Origin of the sequence: Acinetobacter sp. Tr-809, from assembly GCF_011753255.1 — a bacterium.
GTDB lineage: Bacteria > Pseudomonadota > Gammaproteobacteria > Pseudomonadales > Moraxellaceae > Acinetobacter.
This window is the reverse complement of record NZ_VWVZ01000001.1, coordinates 343,307-362,881: the sequence shown is the minus strand read 5'-3', so window position 1 is coordinate 362,881 and position 19,575 is coordinate 343,307. Positions and strand designations below refer to the sequence as shown.

18 protein-coding genes are annotated in these 19,575 nt (G+C 40.6%); 6 read left to right on the top strand and 12 right to left on the bottom strand.

Annotated features, from left to right (window positions below; translation table 11 throughout):
* Window positions 1-93 precede the first annotated feature (93 nt).
* Together F3J02_RS01920 and cydB are read left to right on the top strand one after the other, a co-directional pair.
* Window positions 94-1,536 (top strand): cytochrome ubiquinol oxidase subunit I, encoded by a 1,443-nt coding sequence (locus F3J02_RS01920; protein ID WP_167247148.1) that lies wholly within the window; start codon window positions 94-96, stop codon window positions 1,534-1,536.
* The gene (gene cydB / locus F3J02_RS01915) at window positions 1,529-2,533 is read left to right on the top strand and encodes a cytochrome d ubiquinol oxidase subunit II (RefSeq protein ID WP_167247146.1); all 1,005 of its coding nucleotides are present in this window, start codon (window positions 1,529-1,531) and stop codon (window positions 2,531-2,533) included. Before F3J02_RS01920 ends, cydB begins: the two co-directional genes overlap by 8 nt.
* Before the next feature lie 188 nt (window positions 2,534-2,721).
* Here the strand turns inward: cydB and F3J02_RS01910 are convergent, their stop codons facing one another.
* The gene (locus tag F3J02_RS01910) at window positions 2,722-3,798 is read right to left on the bottom strand and encodes an alpha/beta hydrolase (RefSeq protein WP_167247144.1); all 1,077 of its coding nucleotides are present in this window, start codon (window positions 3,796-3,798) and stop codon (window positions 2,722-2,724) included.
* 102 nt (window positions 3,799-3,900) lie between these two features.
* Here F3J02_RS01910 and F3J02_RS18715 point away from each other — a divergent pair, with 102 nt between their 5' ends.
* Entirely contained in the window at window positions 3,901-4,932 is a 1,032-nt protein-coding gene (locus F3J02_RS18715; RefSeq protein WP_167247142.1) for an AraC family transcriptional regulator, read from the top strand.
* A 163-nt stretch (window positions 4,933-5,095) separates the two neighbouring features.
* Window positions 5,096-5,527, top strand: a complete 432-nt coding sequence (locus tag F3J02_RS01900) for an SRPBCC family protein (RefSeq protein WP_005188446.1) — start codon at window positions 5,096-5,098, stop codon at window positions 5,525-5,527.
* Between the two features lie 58 nt (window positions 5,528-5,585).
* On the opposite strand, the gene mhpT is transcribed toward F3J02_RS01900, so the two are convergent.
* Window positions 5,586-6,848 (bottom strand): 3-(3-hydroxy-phenyl)propionate transporter MhpT, encoded by a 1,263-nt coding sequence (gene mhpT / locus F3J02_RS01895; protein ID WP_167247140.1) that lies wholly within the window; start codon window positions 6,846-6,848, stop codon window positions 5,586-5,588.
* A gap of 163 nt (window positions 6,849-7,011) precedes the next feature.
* Between mhpT and F3J02_RS01890 the strand changes: the two genes are divergently transcribed.
* Window positions 7,012-7,446, top strand: a complete 435-nt coding sequence (locus F3J02_RS01890) for a hypothetical protein (RefSeq protein WP_167247138.1) — start codon at window positions 7,012-7,014, stop codon at window positions 7,444-7,446.
* On the opposite strand, the gene F3J02_RS01885 is transcribed toward F3J02_RS01890, so the two are convergent.
* The 10 genes from F3J02_RS01885 to F3J02_RS01840 form a co-directional block, all read right to left on the bottom strand.
* On the bottom strand, window positions 7,441-8,115 hold the full coding sequence (locus tag F3J02_RS01885; protein ID WP_167247136.1) for a YjjG family noncanonical pyrimidine nucleotidase: 675 nt from the start codon (window positions 8,113-8,115) through the stop codon (window positions 7,441-7,443). The two genes, F3J02_RS01890 and F3J02_RS01885, sit on opposite strands and share 6 nt — an antisense overlap.
* Before the next feature lie 104 nt (window positions 8,116-8,219).
* Entirely contained in the window at window positions 8,220-8,666 is a 447-nt protein-coding gene (locus F3J02_RS01880; RefSeq protein ID WP_167247134.1) for a YbaN family protein, read from the bottom strand.
* Window positions 8,667-8,691: 25 nt separating this feature from the next.
* Window positions 8,692-9,291 (bottom strand): biliverdin-producing heme oxygenase, encoded by a 600-nt coding sequence (locus tag F3J02_RS01875; RefSeq protein ID WP_167247132.1) that lies wholly within the window; start codon window positions 9,289-9,291, stop codon window positions 8,692-8,694.
* Window positions 9,292-9,323: 32 nt separating this feature from the next.
* A complete protein-coding gene (locus tag F3J02_RS01870; RefSeq protein WP_167247130.1) occupies window positions 9,324-10,241 on the bottom strand; it encodes an energy transducer TonB in 918 nt (305 codons plus the stop codon).
* A gap of 9 nt (window positions 10,242-10,250) precedes the next feature.
* Window positions 10,251-11,741 (bottom strand): surface lipoprotein assembly modifier, encoded by a 1,491-nt coding sequence (locus tag F3J02_RS01865; RefSeq protein WP_416224630.1) that lies wholly within the window; start codon window positions 11,739-11,741, stop codon window positions 10,251-10,253.
* An 82-nt stretch (window positions 11,742-11,823) separates the two neighbouring features.
* Window positions 11,824-12,615, bottom strand: coding sequence for a Slam-dependent surface lipoprotein (locus tag F3J02_RS01860; protein ID WP_167247128.1), 792 nt, complete (start codon window positions 12,613-12,615; stop codon window positions 11,824-11,826).
* Between the two features lie 187 nt (window positions 12,616-12,802).
* Window positions 12,803-15,991, bottom strand: coding sequence for a TonB-dependent receptor (locus F3J02_RS01855; protein ID WP_323127218.1), 3,189 nt, complete (start codon window positions 15,989-15,991; stop codon window positions 12,803-12,805).
* Window positions 15,992-16,142: 151 nt separating this feature from the next.
* The gene (locus F3J02_RS01850; RefSeq protein WP_167247126.1) at window positions 16,143-17,168 is read right to left on the bottom strand and encodes a FecR family protein; all 1,026 of its coding nucleotides are present in this window, start codon (window positions 17,166-17,168) and stop codon (window positions 16,143-16,145) included.
* Window positions 17,168-17,689, bottom strand: a complete 522-nt coding sequence (locus F3J02_RS01845; protein WP_167247124.1) for a sigma-70 family RNA polymerase sigma factor — start codon at window positions 17,687-17,689, stop codon at window positions 17,168-17,170. Before F3J02_RS01845 ends, F3J02_RS01850 begins: the two co-directional genes overlap by 1 nt.
* A 150-nt stretch (window positions 17,690-17,839) precedes the next feature.
* Window positions 17,840-18,697, bottom strand: coding sequence for a LysR family transcriptional regulator (locus F3J02_RS01840; protein WP_167247122.1), 858 nt, complete (start codon window positions 18,695-18,697; stop codon window positions 17,840-17,842).
* A 128-nt stretch (window positions 18,698-18,825) separates the two neighbouring features.
* Between F3J02_RS01840 and F3J02_RS01835 the strand changes: the two genes are divergently transcribed.
* Window positions 18,826-19,539, top strand: coding sequence for an FMN-dependent NADH-azoreductase (locus F3J02_RS01835; protein WP_167247120.1), 714 nt, complete (start codon window positions 18,826-18,828; stop codon window positions 19,537-19,539).
* Window positions 19,540-19,575 lie beyond the last annotated feature (36 nt).

The window sequence follows — 19,575 nt, the reverse complement described above, 5'->3', positions numbered from 1 at the left end:
AGTCATGTTTTCTATTTCTAATCATACGCTTAACTGGGTAGAGACTGTTTCGGCCCTCGATTTATCTCATCAACAACAAGATGAGGTGCAATCATGACTTTAGGGTTTACTGCTCTCGAACTGGCACGAATACAATTTGCCTTTACTGTTTCTTTTCATATTATTTTTCCTGCCATCTCCATCGGATTGGCCAGCTTCTTGGCGGTTTTAGAATGGCGTTGGTTACGGACTAAAGATCCAATTTATAAAGACCTGTTTAAGTATTGGGTTAAAATCTTTGCAGTTGCCTTTGGTATGGGCGTGGTTTCAGGCGTGGTGATGAGTTACCAGTTTGGTACTAACTGGAGTGAATTCTCCCGTATTGCTGGAAGTGTTACAGGGCCTCTACTCACCTATGAGGTATTGAGTGCTTTTTTCTTAGAAGCCGGCTTCTTGGGCATCATGCTGTTTGGTTGGGGACGTGTCAGTCCCAAGGCCCATTTCTTTGCCACCTTAATGGTCGCGATTGGGACTTGTATCTCCATGTTCTGGATTCTCTCCTCCAACAGTTGGATGCAAACACCTCAAGGTTTTAGCATTGAAAATGGCATTATTGTGCCAACCGATTGGTGGGCGATCGTCTTTAATCCTTCTTTCCCATACCGACTGGTGCATATGGCGATAGCAGCATTTATGGTTGCTGCACTATTGGTTGCTGCAACAGCTGCATGGCATTTACTCAAAGGCCGCCGTGATGCCTTGGTCAAGACCTCATTCTCTATGGCGATGTGGCTTATTCTGGTCTTGGCACCTTTACAGGTATTTGTTGGTGATGCACATGGTCTAAATACTTTGCAACATCAACCTGCAAAACTTGCCGCAATGGAAGGTCATTGGGAAACCAATTATGACGAAGGTATGCCACTGTACTTATTTGGTGTTCCTGATATGCAGGAAGAACGTACCAAATACGCAATCGCGATTCCAAATTTAGGCAGTCTGATCTTGACTCACTCTATGGATGGTACGGTTAAAGGCTTAAAAGACTTTGCCCCAGAAGATCGACCAAACTCAACCATTGTGTTTTGGAGTTTCCGTGTCATGGTTGGCTTAGGTATGCTCATGCTTTTACTTGCCTTCACAGGTGCTTGGCTCAGAAAAACAGGTAAGCTGTTTGAAAGTAAATGGTTTCATCGCTTTGCATTAGTCATGGGGCCATCAGGGTTTATAGCTGTACTGGCAGGTTGGTTTACCACCGAAGTTGGTCGTCAACCTTGGGTGGTGTATGGCGTGATGCGGACTAAAGATGCTCTTTCCCCTGTTTCAGCCGAACAAGTTGGTCTCACCCTGATTATTTTTGTTGTGGTGTACTGTGTTGTATTTGGGATCGGGATCTATTACATGCTGAAATTGATGCATAAAGGTCCGCAATTTGTTGAGGCTGTAGATCTTGAGCCAGCAGGTCATGGGCATTTCAAAACCCCAATGCGTCCTTTAAGTGCGGTTGATGAAAGCATTGATCAGCAAGACCTGAACAAGGAGAACCGCCATGATTGATTTATCTCTGATTTGGGTCGGCATTATCGGTCTTGGTGTTCTGATCTATGTCATTTTGGATGGTTTTGATCTCGGTATTGGAATTCTGTTCCCTTTCATCAAAAGCCGCGAAGAACGTGATGTGATGATGAATACCGTGGCACCCGTGTGGGATGGCAATGAAACATGGATGGTACTCGGTGGTGCTGGCTTATTTGCAGCCTTCCCACTGGTTTATTCAACAGTGTTATCAGCCTTGTATATGCCGATTACCCTGATGGTGATTGCACTGATTTTCCGTGGTGTTGCCTTTGAGTTTCGTTTTAAGGCGAATCGCACCAAGCATTTATGGGATCAGGCTTTTATCTGGGGTTCGATCCTTTCTAGCTTCCTGCAAGGTGTGATTCTAGGTGCTTATATTCAAGGGATTCAAACCACCAATGGTATTTTCTCTGGTTCAGGCTTGGATTGGCTGACGCCTTTCGCCTTATTTACTGGACTGGGTGTAGTTGCAATGTATGCCGCTTTGGGCTGTGGTTGGCTCATTATGAAAACCGATCATGAACTACAAGATCAAATGTATTCACTGATGCCTAAACTGATCATTGTTTTGTTTGTGGTCTTTGCGGGCGTTAGTTTATACACACCACTGACCCATCCTGAAATTGCAGCGCGTTGGTTTGCCTTGCCGAATCTGCTGTATTTTAGCCCTGTACCAGTTTTGGTACTGCTATTTACATTCTTGATTTTAAAAGCATGTAAAGCGCGTCAAGACTTTAAACCCTTTATCTTTACCTTAGCCTTAGTGTTCTTGGCCTTTACTGGATTTGTGATCAGCCTTTGGCCTAATATCATTCCACCATCAGTCACGATTTGGGAAGCAGCAGCACCGCATTCTAGTCAGAAATTTGCACTGGTTGGTGCCGTAATTCTCATCCCGATCATTATCGCCTATACCATCCTGTCGTACTGGGTGTTTAGAGATAAAGTACGGGTTGGAGATACGGGTTATCACTAGGAGGCGGTATAATGAAACTATCTAAAACACAATGGTTTATCGTACTTTGGCTCGCTGGATTTTTAGGTTTATTGGCGATTGCAATGTTCTTTCGAGTATTGTTAAAACTCGCTTATTAAACTGAGTTTTCTTTGCTTTCATAAAAAAGACTATACCGAGGTATAGTCTTTTTTAGGTGTCACCTATTTCTATTTGTTAAGCGTGGTTTGATAAAACTGATCAATCGCATCGACCATTTGGGTTAGTCCTGGCTGTTCTAAAGGATAATGCCCTGCATTTTCTAACATCACGGTTTTAACAGGCACTTTATGGATACGGCTCAAAAATGGCGTACTTAAATCAAGCGGTGTCCAACGGTCTTGGGCAGGTTGAGTCAATAAAATTGGACTCACATCAAAATCTTCTGCTACCACCTCGGGTTTATAGTGAATATAAGAGTCTAGAAATGTTAGAGAAACGGAGTTCCCAGCCGAGGTTTTATCCTTCATAAACACTTTTAAAGCCTCTTTATTATTCACCAAAGTGCTCATTTTGCTGGCCCAACTCATCGGAACCCGCATCGATGCCAAAGGTGTTTTCGCTGTCCAATGAGTAATCGGTGTTCCGACACGGCTCATGAACAAATTACTCGCAACTGTATCTTTCACTACTTGATCGCTTGTATCAAGAAAGGTCATTCCTACAATTGCCTTTACTTTTTTATTCTTGGCCGCCACATGGTAAGTCAGCATTCCACCAGCACTTAAACCATAAAGTACAATTGGGCGATTATCTTTGGTCAATTCTAGATCAATCAAGTCACTTCCTGCCTGTACCCAATCATCATATCGGATCACATTTCCTTTACCGACTTGAGTCATACCATAACCTGGCATATCAACAGCAATCGTTTCATAGCCTCGGTCAGCTAAAGGTCTACCCAAAATCATCGACATTTGACGACCATTGGTACCCACACCATGAAATAGAATGACTTTAATTTTTGCATTCGGATTTCGATAAGTATCTAAATGGACATTATTACCTTTCCATGCCCACCATTCTTCCTTCGGTAATTGATCTTTTGGAATATGGAATTGTTGAGGAAGAAATTGTTCGATTTGCTGCCAAGCAATTTGATTTTCATAGCCCATGTTTGAGTCTCCAACTTTTATTTCTTTTGCGGATGTCGTACTGATTGCACATGCCATTAGTGTAGTGATACCGAGTTTGTTGAGAAACTTAGACACTCTAATGGCTGAATTCTTCTGCTGAACTGTATTCATGTTTTGCCTTACACATTCATATCGAATAAACAAATATTAGGCTTCAGGATTTAAATCAACCATGCTAGATTGGGACATCAGTTTTAGTTTTTAGGCCAATCAGTGTTTGAGTTCCAAGACTACCTCAGAGCACCATCAAGTGTGCAGTTATTAATCGAGTTAGGTGAACAACTCGGCATAGCACCACACAACGTATTGACAGGAACGGGACTGAATCTAAACAGATTAAATGATGTCAATGGTGTTGTCACACCAGATGAAGAGATCAGTGTCATCAATCATCTTATTGAATTATTATCACCTCATACAGCAGGTTTGGGCTTATTGGCTGGCTTTGAGCACCAGCTTACGACATATGGCATTTTAGGTTATGCCCTTATGAGCAGTGCCACAGGCTTAGATGCCATGAAACTGGTACAACACTACCTGCCACTCACCTATACCTTTGTTAAGATTAATTTTCATCAAGAAAATCAACAATGCATCATCAGCTTTACTGAACCTGCTGGTCTCACTAGCGCCTTGCAACGCTTTGTGGTTGAACGGGCAATGGCTGCAACTGCAAGAGTTATCCGGGATATTTATGAAGATTCATTTCAGTTGGCTGCGTTTCATCTACAATATTCAGCACCGCAACATTTATCACTGCAATTCCCTGAAATTTTTTTAGGAACAGTGATTGCATTTAATCAAAAAAACAATGTTTTAAAGTTCAATGCAACTCAATTAAACACGCAACTGCCTCATGCAAACCCGAACACGGCAGCGATGTGTGAACGCTTATGTAAGGAGCTGATTCGTCAGCGTCATACCACCTTAACGACGACCATGATCGTTCGTGACTTTCTAATGAATGCACCAGCAGGCACATTACTCAAGCTTAATCATATCGCAGATCGATTACATAGTAGTGAAAGGACGTTAAAAAGACGCTTACAAGAAGAAAATACCACCTTTAGGCAGATTCAAAATGAAGCATTACATCAGCGTGCCAATGACCTTCTATCAGAAGATCTAACGCTAACACAGGTCGCAGAACATCTGGGTTTCTCTGATTTATCTACGTTTTCCCAAGCTTATAAACGCTGGACAGGCATCGCGCCAAGCCAATTCCAAAAGCGAAAAATCAACTAGAATAAGATCTTTTGTATCATGCTCAATCTGAAAATCGACATGACGGAGTTGTATAAAAAAGCATGCGAATTTCCGACAAAGGAGAATTCAGGAGGCACATAAAGCATGCTAACATCCAGATACTGACAATACACTATGTCAATTTATTTGGAAGGGTTCCAATATGTTAAAAACACAACAGGTCAAGATAATACAAGAATTCAATGCACCGATAGATAAGGTCTTTGCAGTTCTCAGTGAACATGAAAATCTCAACAAGATTTTTGCACCTGCAAAAATCACCCGCATTAATAATGGTAAAGATGCTCGAAATGGCGTGGGCTCTGCGCGTAAACTTTCGATTCCTTTAGCACCTTCATTTGTTGAAACCAACTTGGTTTACCAAGAAAATGAATTAATTGAATATGCGATTACCAGTGGTATTAGTCCAATTAAAGCGCATCGTGGTGTTATGAAATTTACTGATCTAGGCGGTGATCGCACTCGACTGGATTACACCATTAGCTTTAAAGGCCGTGTTCCTTTGATTGGTCCAATTATTAAGGCGGCACTACAAAACGGTATCAACCGTGGTCTGAAAAAATTGAAATTTTAATGCTGTTTAGGTACTTTCCTTGACGGTTTACTTTATACCGTCAAGGTTTATGCTATGTTTAAAGTGAAGATGTCACCGTGCCTAAAGGTTCTTTTCGAGTAATTGAATGCTCTGGCTTACGCAGTAAAATTAATGCAGAAATTGCGGCTAATAAGATCATAGGAATACTAGAGGCAATTACAACGATCTCACTTTGCCCTGTTCCGAGTAGATAGCCTGCCACTAAAGGCCCTGCAAAAGCACCTAAGCGTCCTACAGCAACAGCAGCCCCAACTCCCGTTCCCCGCATTTCAGTAGGATAATATTTGGCTGCCAAGGTGTATAAAATTGACTGGCAACCAATCACGAACATCCCACAACATGTAGCAAACAAAATAAAACTCGACGCGCTATTGGAATAAGCCAGACCAATCAATGAAACCAAAATGCCTGCATAAACACTTGCAACGATAAAGAATTTATTCAATCGATCCAACATCAAACCTAAAATCAATACACCGATAGAACCACCTAAATTAAAACCGATCTGGATATAGCTGGCTTGTTGTTTATTAAGTCCCAGTCCTGAGATTAAGGTCGGTAACCAGTTCTGGAACAATGCTAAAACCAGCAAAGTACCAAAAAAACTGAGCCAAAGCGTGGAAGTCACCACCACACGTGGTTTGGCAAAAAGTACATTCAATACACTTTGCTTTTGTGTTCTGACTTGAGCCGTTTTATTCAAATAAGCTTTTGATTCAGGTAAAAATAAAATAAGAATGGGAACCAGAATTAGAGGTGCAATCCCACCAATGTAAAAGATATGCCGCCATTCATGATCTGCTGTCAGAGATAAAGCTACCACGGATGTCAAAACACCGCCAATCGGCATACCACAATACATCGCACTGACAGCTGTGGCTTTATACTTTTCAGGTACTGCTTCAGAAACCATGGTAATGACAATGGGCAACGCCCCACCCATGCCTAGACCCGTCAGAAAGCGAACGAATAGTAAGGAGTTCAAATCTTTGGTAAATGGAGTCAGTAACGACATCAAGCCAAAAATTGCAATCGAAGTGATAAATACTTTTTTGCGCCCAATCGAATCTGCAATTCGCCCAGCGATCAGTGCACCGGGTAATGTGCCTAGAACCGCGGCACTGAACACCCAACCCATCTCGGCACTGTTTAACAACATTTCTGCTTTCATCCGCGGTGCAGCAACACCCATAGATTGCAGATCAAATCCTTCAATAATGGCAAAAATGAAACATAGGATGAGTGTAATCACGATTGCTTGTTTTGAAGCACCTGCCTCTATATTGGTCTCTTTTAACATTGTTATCTTCCCTTTTTGATTCTTCCAGTTTATCTATCTAAAATGCCAAATATAGATTTAAATATCCTTTAAAGTCGCTAAAAAGACTAGCAGAGCAACTATATTTACGCAATATGTATTAAAATTATGCAATTCGTAATTAAAATAACTTGAGGAGTCTCATTTGAAATATAAGAAAAAGATCATTTTTAAATCGCTATTATTGGCTCCAATTCCCTTACTCTGCTTTATGGCTATGCTATTTATTCTCATGAACAATCAGTTTAAATTCGGTTCAATATTTGCAGTTATTGTTGGGCATCTTTTGGTTTATTTGGCTTATTGCCTTTTAACCGTTCCATTTTCATTCTTGTTCTCGCTTGTTTTAAACCGCTATCAGTATCTGAATTTTCTGACAATCTGCTTAAGCTCATTAGTCGTTGCGGCACCTTTTTTCATTCTTTTAGCTTGGGCGCATACAGGCCAACTCCCAAAGCAATGGTGGCTCGTCTATGCGGATATTTTTTCCTTGTTTATCGCCCTTATTCCAGCGATCTGTTACTGGCTGATTTTAATTAATTCTAAATCAGATCAAAAACAGAGTAAGCCCTGTTCATAAAATTTTAGTTAAATCAGATAAATGCTGAATGGTATGTGTGATATTTAATTGCAACTGATTGGATAAATTGTTTGGGTTATACCAACAGGTCGAGATCTGACAAGATGCAGCACCTTTCATATCCGCTTCAAGGCTGTCCCCAATGAACAGGACTTCTTCTTTCGCAATCTGGCTTCTATGCAAACATGTTTCAAAAAAACGCTGATCTGGTTTTTCATAGCCAATGTCGTCTGAAATATATAAATCAGAGAAATGTGGCAATAAGCCTGCCAAGCCTAAACGTGCTTTTTGTTGACTCAGAATGCTGTTGGATGCAGCAAACAGCTTATATTTTTGGCTCAGGTATTGAATTGCTTCAGTTGCCCCATCCTCAAGGGTATGCTCTTTGGCTAAATTTCCCTGAAAGGTATCACGGAAATGATCATGATTAAGCTCAAGCTGCAATGCCTGAAATAATTCTTTAAATCGATTATTAATAACATCTTGTACGGTAATCTGACCTAACTTCTGCTTTTCCCATAAATGATGATTAATGCCTTTATAGGTCGAATAAGTAGAATCATCATGATCCAGATTAAATTCAGCAAAAGATTGAATAAATGCTGAGCGGTTGGCTACGCTAAAATCAAGTAAAGTATCGTCAATATCAAAGAATATAGCCTTATACATCTGAGCAATCTTACAACCGAAGCAAATAGTGAAATAATTTTATTATACCGATAGATAAAAGAGCAAGCCGTTGAGACCTGCTCAATAATCGTTATCGTGCTCTATCAAGTTTTATCTCTTATCCACATCCAGATCAATACAGCTGCCATACATGCCACTAGAGGATAAACGACCCACGGATGTGGAATAGTCCAAATCATAATACCTGCTGCAATGCTCATACTTACAGTAGAGAGATATTTTGCTTTCTTTGGAATACGTCGGTTTTCTTGCCACTCTTGAATGATCGGTCCAATCAAGCGATGATTAAGAAACCATTGATGTAGCTTTTCAGAGCCTCTAGCTGCAAAGAATACTGCCAGCAAAATAAAATCAACAGTCGGCAGACCTGGAATAAAAACTCCAAGTATGCCGAGTCCAATACATAACCAGGCGAGGCAGATAAATAAGAATCGCCACCACACTGAGCGTGCTAATTTACTTGCTGGCTGTGGCGGTTGTGACAAAATATCTGTTTTCACATCATTATTCATGCGATCAATATTCTCCATACCTAGTGATGCTCAATCCACTTGCTTATTTCAACTCATCGATCTGGATTAATGCTTTACCAAAATAGTCAAATGCATCGAGGGCACCTTGTACAACACGATCTTGCAGTACTTGGTCAAAGTCAGCTTCATCAAGTGCCTCAACAAAGCGTTTCCACACTTTTGCTCGCCCTTCTGGATATGCCGCTAGATTACGAGCTGCAAAAGTTTCAGAGAAACCTAACTGCTTTTGCGCTTGTTTAAACAGAAATGCCGCACCTAAAGTTGAACCTTCAGAAACATAGATCCAGCCAAGTGCTTCGGGCAGTCTAACCTCGGCACTTTGTAATACCTGACCTGCGGGTTGGATGCCCAAGTCCTGTAAATCCTCAAGAGCTTGTTGAGAACGACCTCGAATCCCTAAATCAGGAATCAGTCCTGCAACTCCTTCTTGTTCAAAAAGATGCTCAATTTCTTGCTGAAAATAATATTGGGACAAGGTAAATTGGCCATATTTCTCCTTGCTCGAAAATACGTCTGCTTGCGCCATCAGCTGGTGCATGCGCTCATGTTCTGCCGCTGTTTCTTGCTTTAAACGCTGAGAAAGGCTATTGGCAATCATTTGCTCTGTTGCTGCATTCATCATGATTCTCCTAGAAAAAGATTAGGACTCATCGGTTAACGGCTCCGACTGAGTTTAAGTTGCACGGGAAAGTCCACAACAACGGTCACTGCGCGACCATTGACTTTGTAGGGTTTAAATTTGGATTGTCTAGCTGCGTTTAAAACGCGTTCATCTAAGCTGGAAACACCTGAACTTTGTTTTAATTGAATCTCGATAGGCTGTCCGTTTTCATTGATACGTAAACGTAACTCCACCATGCGATTCTGTTGTTTAAGCTCCCGGTCATCATAGGCAAGCTTGCCAAAGCTCAATACATCAACACTACTGACTTGAACTGGTTCATCTCGATCTACTTGGCTTTCAGGTGCTCGGCTTAGTTCCTGTTGTGCTGCGGGTGCTTTTACACCAGCAGAGAGCGATTGGTTTTCTCCAAAATGCTCTTTATGTATTTTCTGGTTCTCATTAACCGCCGTTGATTGTTGATCTGCTTGTATCTGTTTTTTGAGTTCTATATTTTCTACAGATTGAGCTGCAACAGTTTGTTTTGGCTGTGGTGCGATGGAATGATCTTTTTGACTCGGTTGTTTTTGTTGTACGGTATTCGTTGCATTTTGACTGATGAATATCTTTTGCTCTATGGTCTCAGCACTTTGTTGTGAAGCAGGAAGTTCAGATTCTTTTTGTAAGGGTTGTTGTTTAGGAGACTGAGTAATAGCACTCTGAGCTGTTTTTTGGGGAGATACGTGTTCCGCTGGTGCTAATGATACAAAGCGTATATTAAGGGCATTTACTTTCGGTGAAGCGGCTAAAGTATAAGGCTCAATAAAATGACTCAGAAACCATAATCCAACTAGATGCAGCACAATGACCAGCAATACAATAATCGACTTAAGATTGGAATGTGCCAAAACTAAAATAGAGGGTAACTTTGTGTTCAATCGATAAGCTGAATACTGGAGCTTTGATTTCATCGTTATCCCCTAAAAACGATGTTCAAGCTTTAAGCTGACATTATGTTTGTCATAGGAATATAACCAATCCACATTACTGTTATTACGGTTATAGCGATAAGTCAGATTAGGCGTCATGCCATAAAATTTAAATCGAGGCATCTGAACGACAAATGTATAATTTTGTTCAAAATCATGTCGACGGGCATCAAAGGTCTCAACATACCGATCAAACTGCCGCCAACGATATGAACTCAATAAAGTCGTATTCAACCCGACATTCCAAGACTTACTTAGACCTAACCGGATGCCTTGCTGTTGATAGGCCGCCATGTACTTTTCTTGCGTGTTATGATCAAGCACATCTAGCCCACTAAATAGTGTCCACTGCTTAGGTAGAATCTTCCAAAATGTGAACATCGCTGAGCTTTCTTTACCATCTAGTGTTTTATATTTTTGATAATCTAGATCTTTGATTTCAGCTTCTAGCTTGAATGCTTTATCTGCGGCAATAAATCGCATCCATTCAGCTCGTGCGCCCCATGCACTGTATAGACCATCATTGGCATAACGTTTATGTTCAAACAGTGGTGCAATACTGATTTGATTTTTTAAATCGAAAAAACTATAGCCTGCATTAATATTCAAGGTCGATTCGTTATAGTCAGCCTGATCATCATAGGATTGCCCGTAGGCTAAACCACGTAAGGAAACGCCATGGTTGCCATACAGAGAAAAGCGTTTGATTAAACTGGCTTCATAATCCATACCCGTTGCTGATGCTGCTTTGGGGCTGCCACGTCTAATTTCTTGAATGGGGGTCGCATTGCCCTTGTCATCAATGCCATACAAGGTCCATGTTTTGCTTTGTTCAGAAGAACTATTCAGATTTGTGGCATAGGATGGACCGATTGCAACACTGCCTTGCCATGAATCCCGCTGATCCAGTGCTTTGATGAACAGATTAACCGTTTGTTCTACTTCTGGTGGTATCACCGCACGATCGCTTTGTCCTAGCTTGCTCTGAATTGATGTAAAAAGGCGTGCTGCTTCTTTGTTCTTCTGCTGTTCAAACAGCACGCGCGCTAACTCTAGTTCACAAATTAGATTATTCGGTTGTTTATTGAGACTGCTTTGAAATTTTTGCTCTGCTAATTTGAGCTGTCCCTGAGCACGTGCTAACGCACCTTCGGCAAAATCCGTTAAAGCCTGATCATAGTCTGTATATTGCTGATAATGTTTTAAATAAACCACAGCATTGCCCCATTGCTTTTGCATAACCGCCAAATATAAGGCCTTTGCTAGATCGTCTTGATTTTTTTCAACTTCAAATACTTGACCATTAATCACAATATTCGGTAGTTCATTGGTGCTTCGAATTGCCCCTTGTTGTTGTAGTTGATGCTGCTGTTGTAATAAATTTTGATCTAAGCTTTGATTCAGACGAAGTTGAGTATCATCATCTGCATAGAGTGATGAACCAGCCAATAGAATCAGACAGCACAGCAATGTTCTTTTCATAAAAACCATAAAGCACAAAATAAAATCATCAAGTCTTGAACAAGAAAAAGGAATCTACAGTTGTAGATTCCTTTTGAAACAATTAGTTCTTCGCGCCGCCAAATGCAGTGTTATAAGAAACATTGTCAAATTTCGCGATACCTGCTAAAGCAGCCGCATTTGCACCAAAGAAATGCCCTTGAACAATACCTGAGTCATTTAAGCCTGCAGTACCATTTGCAATTGCAAATCCGCTAAATGCAGCTGAACCTGGATTAAACGTCACACCATCAAGCGTTACGTTTGAAACGGTTGTACCTGTTCCAGTTAATGCACCTTCCAAAGTACCTGCACCAAAGTTTGCAGTGAAATTACCACTTAGCAGATTAGTTGCTGAACCATTAATCCCTGCAACGGTATATGTCGCAGTACCTGCAGTTGGTACTGTGGTGTTGGTATTGTCACCCGCGTAATAAACCGTATGGCTTGCGCTTGCAGGTGTATCACCTGCTTTCCACCATTCACCGAAATAAACTTCCTGTGTGCCAACTTGACCAAAATTAAAATTGCCTAAAGCACTGTGTGAAGGTGGCATTGCTGATACAGGGATATGAGAAATATTAAATGTCTTGGTGCCAATAGTGACATTAGTATTACTCGTACCTTGCGCAGAGAATGCCTGCGCGAGCCCTTTTAATGAGCTAAAGCCAGTAAAAGCGTTATATGGCGCACCTGCCGCTTGCACAGAAACTGCAGCTGCACCACCCGGATGACTAGTACTTGCTGCTGCACCGACTTTGATATTAGCTTCATTACTTGAAGCACCTTCAATACCTGCATGAGCAAATACAGCAGAACATGCAACAAGACCGATGAACAGTTGAGAGATTTTCATTTATTGTTACTCCATTTTTCTAAAGCTAAGTTATTGTTTCAATGAAGATAACGACATCGCTATCTTTTTAGTTGTATGAGCAGCTGGGATCTATAACTGCTCTTAATTTTGTAAATAATAATCATTCAGATTCATTATTTACGCTCATCTAATTCCCGCTTTTTAAAAGAGGAAATTAAATTCTGTGTTAAAACTTAGTGGTCCAGCTAACTTTCAGCGTGCGGCCTGGTGCAGCCATTGCACTCCGCGTGAGAGGATCAATGTAGAATTGGTTTGAAAGGTTATTTCCGACAAATTCAACCGTGTTATAGGTGTCGACTTGATAGCGTGCATAGGCATCAAAAATCCAAGTATCATCCCAAGCCAACGGTACATTGAGGTAATAGCCTTTATTGATACCCGCATCGTTATTTTTTCGTAGTGGGCTTTCATAGCCTTTGTAGAAAGTTGCTCGTGCGCCGAGTTCCAATCTTTCATCTAGAAAACGTGCACCCAATAAGGCATGTGCACTTAGCTCAGGTGTCGACATAGTGACCAGATAACCATTGGGGAAACCATCATCAACACACCGTTGATAAGCATCACGGAATTGGATGCCCTGATCCGTTTGTACTGTGCCACTGTTAATCATTTTGTCGATAGCACTATTGGTATCACAGACTTCATTTTTGAGGTTATAAGCCAAACTCAAATCGCTAAAGAAAGCACCATTATCAAAACGGCTTTGCAGTTCTAAACCAGAAAGTTTTTGCTCATCCATGTTGGTGAAAATCAGATTTTGATTTCGTTCAATCACGTTCTTGGTTTTGTTATAGTAATACGCCAGTTTAATGTCGGCATTTCGCGCTGAGCTTAACCAATCACGCATGTCATAGACATAACCCACTTCATAATTAAAAGCATGTTCAGGTTTAATCGCTTGATATGGCATCATCGCAGAGAAACCGACCGTACTTTCAAATAAGCTGGGTAATCGATACTCTTCTGCATAACGCACATAGAGCCGATTATTGTCAGTTAAATGAATGGATGCACCTAGTTGAGGCGCCCAACCACTGTCTCGTACTTTCTGAGCGGACTCAATTGGAACCTGTTCAATCACTGCAGGGCTAAGATTACCATTGCCAGTAATCACATATTTTTGCCCTAAGGCATTCAGTCGATCTAATACATTATCAGCCAAAGCCAAATGACCATTTTCATCTGCTTTCCAAGTGAGCGTATTTTTCTGTGTCCAAATGAGGTTATATAACTGTGTTTCTGATGCAGGAACATTCTCTAACTTACCATCCCAGTCTGGATTTTTGACCGCATAGCGTTGTGAGAATCGATCCAACATGCGCTTCTGCTGAGCATTGTAACTTTCAGGCATAGTTACATATTCAAAGCTATATTCTTTGAGTTTACTTTTCTTGGTAAATAATGGATTTAATGCAGGATCGACCCCGTCTCTCAGGGATTTATTTAAGAAATCATCAAAAGCCCAATATGAGCGATAGCGCATACCTGCATCAAAACTTAGCCACGAGACAGGACGATAGTTGAAATTAAAATCAAAAGTCTTTTCTTCACGTCGGCCTGCACGCGGTAAAGCCTGAAATAGGCTATACATTGGTCCATATTCACCATAGATATCATCAGAAGTTAGTTTTTCTTTTAAAAAGCTTCCACCCAAGGTTAAATTGAGCTGGTCAGTTAATAAGGCTTTATTGCTGATATTAATGCCCTGACGTCGGTTGTCAGAATGGCTAATAGCCGTATTGATAATGCGATTATCCCGAAAATCAATGGTCGTTGGCCAACCACCGCGTGTATAGGTCTGGCTTTCTGTATCGGTCTGCCAAATATTGGCGTAGAAATCGACCCACTGATTAGTTTCGGGTTTGAACTTATACTCCAAGCTATAGGCCTTGGAACGAATATCACTAAGAGGCCACTGCGGTACACCAATTTCAGGTGTCAAACCCCACTCAATCCGTGAAGGCATGATCTCACCAAATCTATTCTTGGTGTCTCTATAAGTTAGTTTTAGGGCTTGCTCATCAGTGGGTCGATAGTTTGCTTTGAATAACCAAGACTCCATTTGACTAGAGGTATTTGGAACTTCATCACCAGGTTTATAGGAATGCGCAAAATAAGGAATAAAATCGAGGCTATTGCTCGGTTCTGCCCGTTTATAATAGCCCGAACCGTGTGTACCCGAAAAATAGTTGCCACGTTCACGAACAGCATAAACCGCCAATAAATCAAATTTATCCTGCTTCATTGCCAACGCAAGTCGACCTGCTAGATCATCTCCTGAAAAGTTAGAATTATCATGTCTGGTTCGGTTCTTTTTATAAATATCGGGATCGTATTTTTTACCATCAATATCTATCCACGGCGTCGTATCATTATAATTTTTTCCGACTTTGCTCATGTCTGGTAACGAGGGGTCAATGGAGTTGGTTGAGCCTTCTACTTTTAATTCTGCACCAAAAGTTTTACCTGGACGAACGATATCATCCGCTTCTAAAGTCTTGACCACGACACCACCACCGACTGAAGTTGTGGTGTTACGCTCTAATGATGGGCCCTTAATAACTTCGATACCCGCAATCAGATTGGGATCGATATAATTTCGGTTATTCACGCCATTGTAGCCACGCCATACTGCAATCGACTGTTCAGTTCCATCAATGGTCAGCGGTACTCGTCCAACACCTTGCACCCCGCGAACACTCGGATCTAATGCTCCGCTATTTCGAGCATCACCGCTATAAACACCAACCATACCCTGAAAGACATCAGCAGGATTGGTGCCTTTAAAGCGTTCAATATAATCTTTGCCTGCATAGACTGAAGATCGATTGGCATCATAAACTCTGTTGCTGCCTTGAGTATCACGATCTTCTTGGCCATAGACAACAAGTGGGGTTAATCGAACAGAAACCTCATCGCCCTGAGTTTCAACTGCTGCTGTTTGCTTGATTGCAGACACTGGGGCAATTGGGGCCAGATTGGTATTATTCTTACTGGTCTTTTTCGCTAGCGTATAACCTTGCCCCACTTTCACAGCATAAAATGCCGAAGACGCTAAAATATGTTGGAAGCCTTGCTCTAATCCATAATTACCTTTTAATCCTGCACTGTATTGCTCTTTTAATTGTTGTGCATCGATAACAATCGAAGTACCCGACTGCTCAGCAAATTGGTTCAATACATTTGCCAATGTTCCTGCAGGAATATTATAAGATTTTGCTGCAACCGTTTCTGCATAAGCATGTTGCATAGGTAAAGCTAAGCTAGCAACACACGCTGTATGTACAGCGAATGCGAGTGTTGAGAATCGAAATAAGTTCCGATTTCGCAATTTACCTTCTACAACTTTCTTCATTTTCCTTGCCCCAGTAAATAGAAATAAGAATCATTCAATATATCTAAATAAAATGATCCAAATTTATTGCTTCTACTTACTATGACGAACAGCTTTGAAAAAAGTGGAACCTAAATTTTAAAAAATTAAAAAAATTTTAATATACGCTCATTTAACTATGCATAGCCTTATTGTTTTTTAGTGAAATAACAATGAGATATGGTGTAATTTGATATACCGACAAGTTTGGAAATACCGTTGCTAATAATTTAAGTGCATCTTGAGTTTGATCTAAGGGCAACACAGCATTTACTTGGATATCGTGCATTGCTTCAGCATTAAACAAAATTTTACCTTTATAATTTTGGTCTAATTCATTTAATACCTGATCGAGCGGTAAATCCTCTACCATCAATTGATGTTTATTCCATTTTTGTTGTTCATTATAAATATTGAGTGCTGAAATTGGCTGTACCCCATTCCGATTCATACTCACAGTCTGACCAGCGCTCACAACCACTTGTTGAGCCGAATAACCATTTGCCGCTGCCTGTACACGAACTCGCGAATGCAACATTTTTAGCTCTGTTGCTGAAGGTGTAAAAGCCACACTAAATGCCGTTCCAAGCGCTTGAATCTGTCCATGTTTGGTTTTGACTAAAAATGGGCGATTTGGATCTTTGGCAACATCAACATAGATCTGCCCTTGGACCAATTCCACCACTCTTTGCTTTGCTTGGAAATCAATATTAACTGCACTCTTACCTCGCAGAATTAAGCGCGAACCATCTTGTAATGTTTGTGTTGTCCATTGCGCTGAATCACCTTGAATATCTGCCTGTAAATAAGCAATAGAGGTATCTGAAAGATAAAAAACACTGCCACTAATGATAACGAATGCAATCGCAAATGCACTCCCCGCACGAATATGCTTATACGCCTTTGCCGATCCGAACCCGGCCTTGAGTGCGGATTTAACCACTTTCTTATGCTGTGTGGTTTGAGACACTTTTTGAATTGAGCGAATACATTGCTCGATATCAGCTGCAATTTTTTGATGTTGTTGGCTATTTTGCTTCCATTGATTAAACTTCAATTGCGCATTTTTTCGGGTCGATTCATCATCTGAGCTTAGCTGCACAATCCATAACGCAGCCTCTTCAACCAGCTGATGATGTTCTTGTTTATCGATCGCCATTAAAGATGAATGTCCATTTCAAACCGATTCATATAGCAACGCGTCAGACAGCTTGCAAGATATTTCTGGATCATTTTAGTTGAAACACCCAATTGCTCTGCTGTTTCTTTATGGGTATAACCTTCAAGGTAATGCAAAATAAATGCTTGCTGTGCTTTAGCAGAGACATCTTCCAATGCCTTGCAAAGCTGGTCCAGTGCTTGAATAATCTGCATTTGGTCTTCTGGTGAAGCAATCGCATCCAGCATGTATTCCATCTGGCTCAAGCCATCTAAATAAGCCTGTTCAATGCGTTTGCGACGGACTTGGTCGATGAGTAAATTTTTTGCTATAGACGTAAGATAAGCGCGAGGTTCTTTAATGCCCAGCAGCTCATCACGTGTTTGTAGTAATTTTATAAAGGTGTCTTGCACCAGATCTGCGGCTTGCTCAGTGTTGCCTATTTTTTGTCTCAACCATTGATGAAGCCAGCCTCTATGGTTTCTGTATAACTGATCTACAAGCATAGGGGTTTTGTTCACAATCATTTGACTCAAAACAAAGTGTGCTTAAATGATAATTATTATCATTTATAAAATCAAGAAAGAATCGCATAAACTTTAGTTGACTGTTATTTTTATAAGCACAGGTTGGATATTCCGTAGCTTAAGCATGCATTAACAAGTAATAATTTATTGATTTAACAGTGCTTCTACCCACAAAATCAGTTCATTCATATGCCGATTTCTACGCTTTAGTTGTTCTTTATCAGGAATGTAATAACACAATTCCGATTGCACAGGTTGTGTTGGCAGTGTCTGCAATAATTTTGAATGAATTAATCGACTCACTAACGTGGTTGAACAAAATACCAATGCATCATTTGCAAGTGCCTCTTGGATACCAAAAATTTCTTGGTCAAAGTATTGCACAGTTATATTTTTTTCCTCTAAAGCATTTTTTTCAAGCCATGTTTGCAATGGCTGTTTAGGCAACGTTTTATTTTTCCATTCAGTGCTAAACAGTGTAATCGACTGTTCATCCCAATTCTTTCTATATGGTCCTGCGGCTGCAAATACATTAAATGACTCATGTTTAATAATGTCTGTAGATGAAATGGATGCAACAGCCCCATAGCGTATTGGTAGTGCATACAGATGAGTTTCCAAACTTTCGCCTGTAGAGATTTCAAGCTCGATCTCTGGATGGAGTTGTGAAAAAGCCTGTAAGGCAGGAATCAAAATCATTGCTGCCAAGGACGACGTTGTGGTGATCTTAATCACTCGACTTGCTGTACTCACCTCCTCCACAGCATCTTCAATAGTCCGAAATCCCTTAGAGATTGCGATCGCTAATTTCTCACCTGTTTCGGTTAAACTGATTTTTCGAACCTGTCGATAAAACAAATCCACATTTAAACGACTTTCTAGATTACTAACGTGATGAGAAATTGCCGTAGGTGTAAGAGATAACTCTTCAGCAGCCAATTTAAAGCTACCTAAACGCGCAGCAGATTCAAATGCCTTCAATGCTTGTAAAGAAACTTGCATTTTCAAATGCTCCATAAACTATTCTTATAGATGAATTTAAATCACTCATAGCTGTAATTTACTGGTTTGTCCAACCTGCAACGACCTCTTAAGATGAGTTTATCTTTTAATATCTAGAGTAATTCATCATGACCACCCTATTACATATAGATTCCAGTGTTCGAGCAGCTTTCAATCCAAACCCAAGTCATAATTCCATTTCCAAAAATATTGCGAAGCGCTTTATTGATACATTACAACAGCAACATGCGATAGATGAATATATTTATCGTGATGTAGGCATGAATCCACCCGCTTTTATTAATCAAGACTGGATTGGTGCTGTATTTACTCCTGAAGAAAAAAGAACAGCTGAGCAAAGGGGAATCTTAGCTTTATCTGATCAATTGATTGCCGAAGTTGCAGCAGCCGATCTCATTGTGATTTCATCACCAATGTATAACTATGGCATGCCTGCACAGTTAAAAGCATGGTTTGATCAAATTATCCGTATCAATAAAACTTTTGACTTTGACCTTGCACGTGGAGACTTTCCACTCAAACCTTTACTTTCTGGTAAAAGCTTGGTGATCATCACATCAAGTGGTGAATTTGGTTTTGCGGCTGATGGTATCAGATCCAATCAAGGTCATCTTGTGCCTCATCTGCGGACTTTAAGCAAATATTTAGGGGTTGAGCATATATATGAGATTGCATCTGAATATCAGGAGTTTGCAGATACTCGTCATCTAAACTCGCTTGAGAATGCATTGGATCGAGCAGAAACACTTGCAACAAAATTAGTATTCGCTCAGCAACAAAACGCGGAGATGCATCCAGAATGTGAATCGTATCTCATTTAAAATTATTACAAGTTCGTTGCACTAAGTTAATAGATA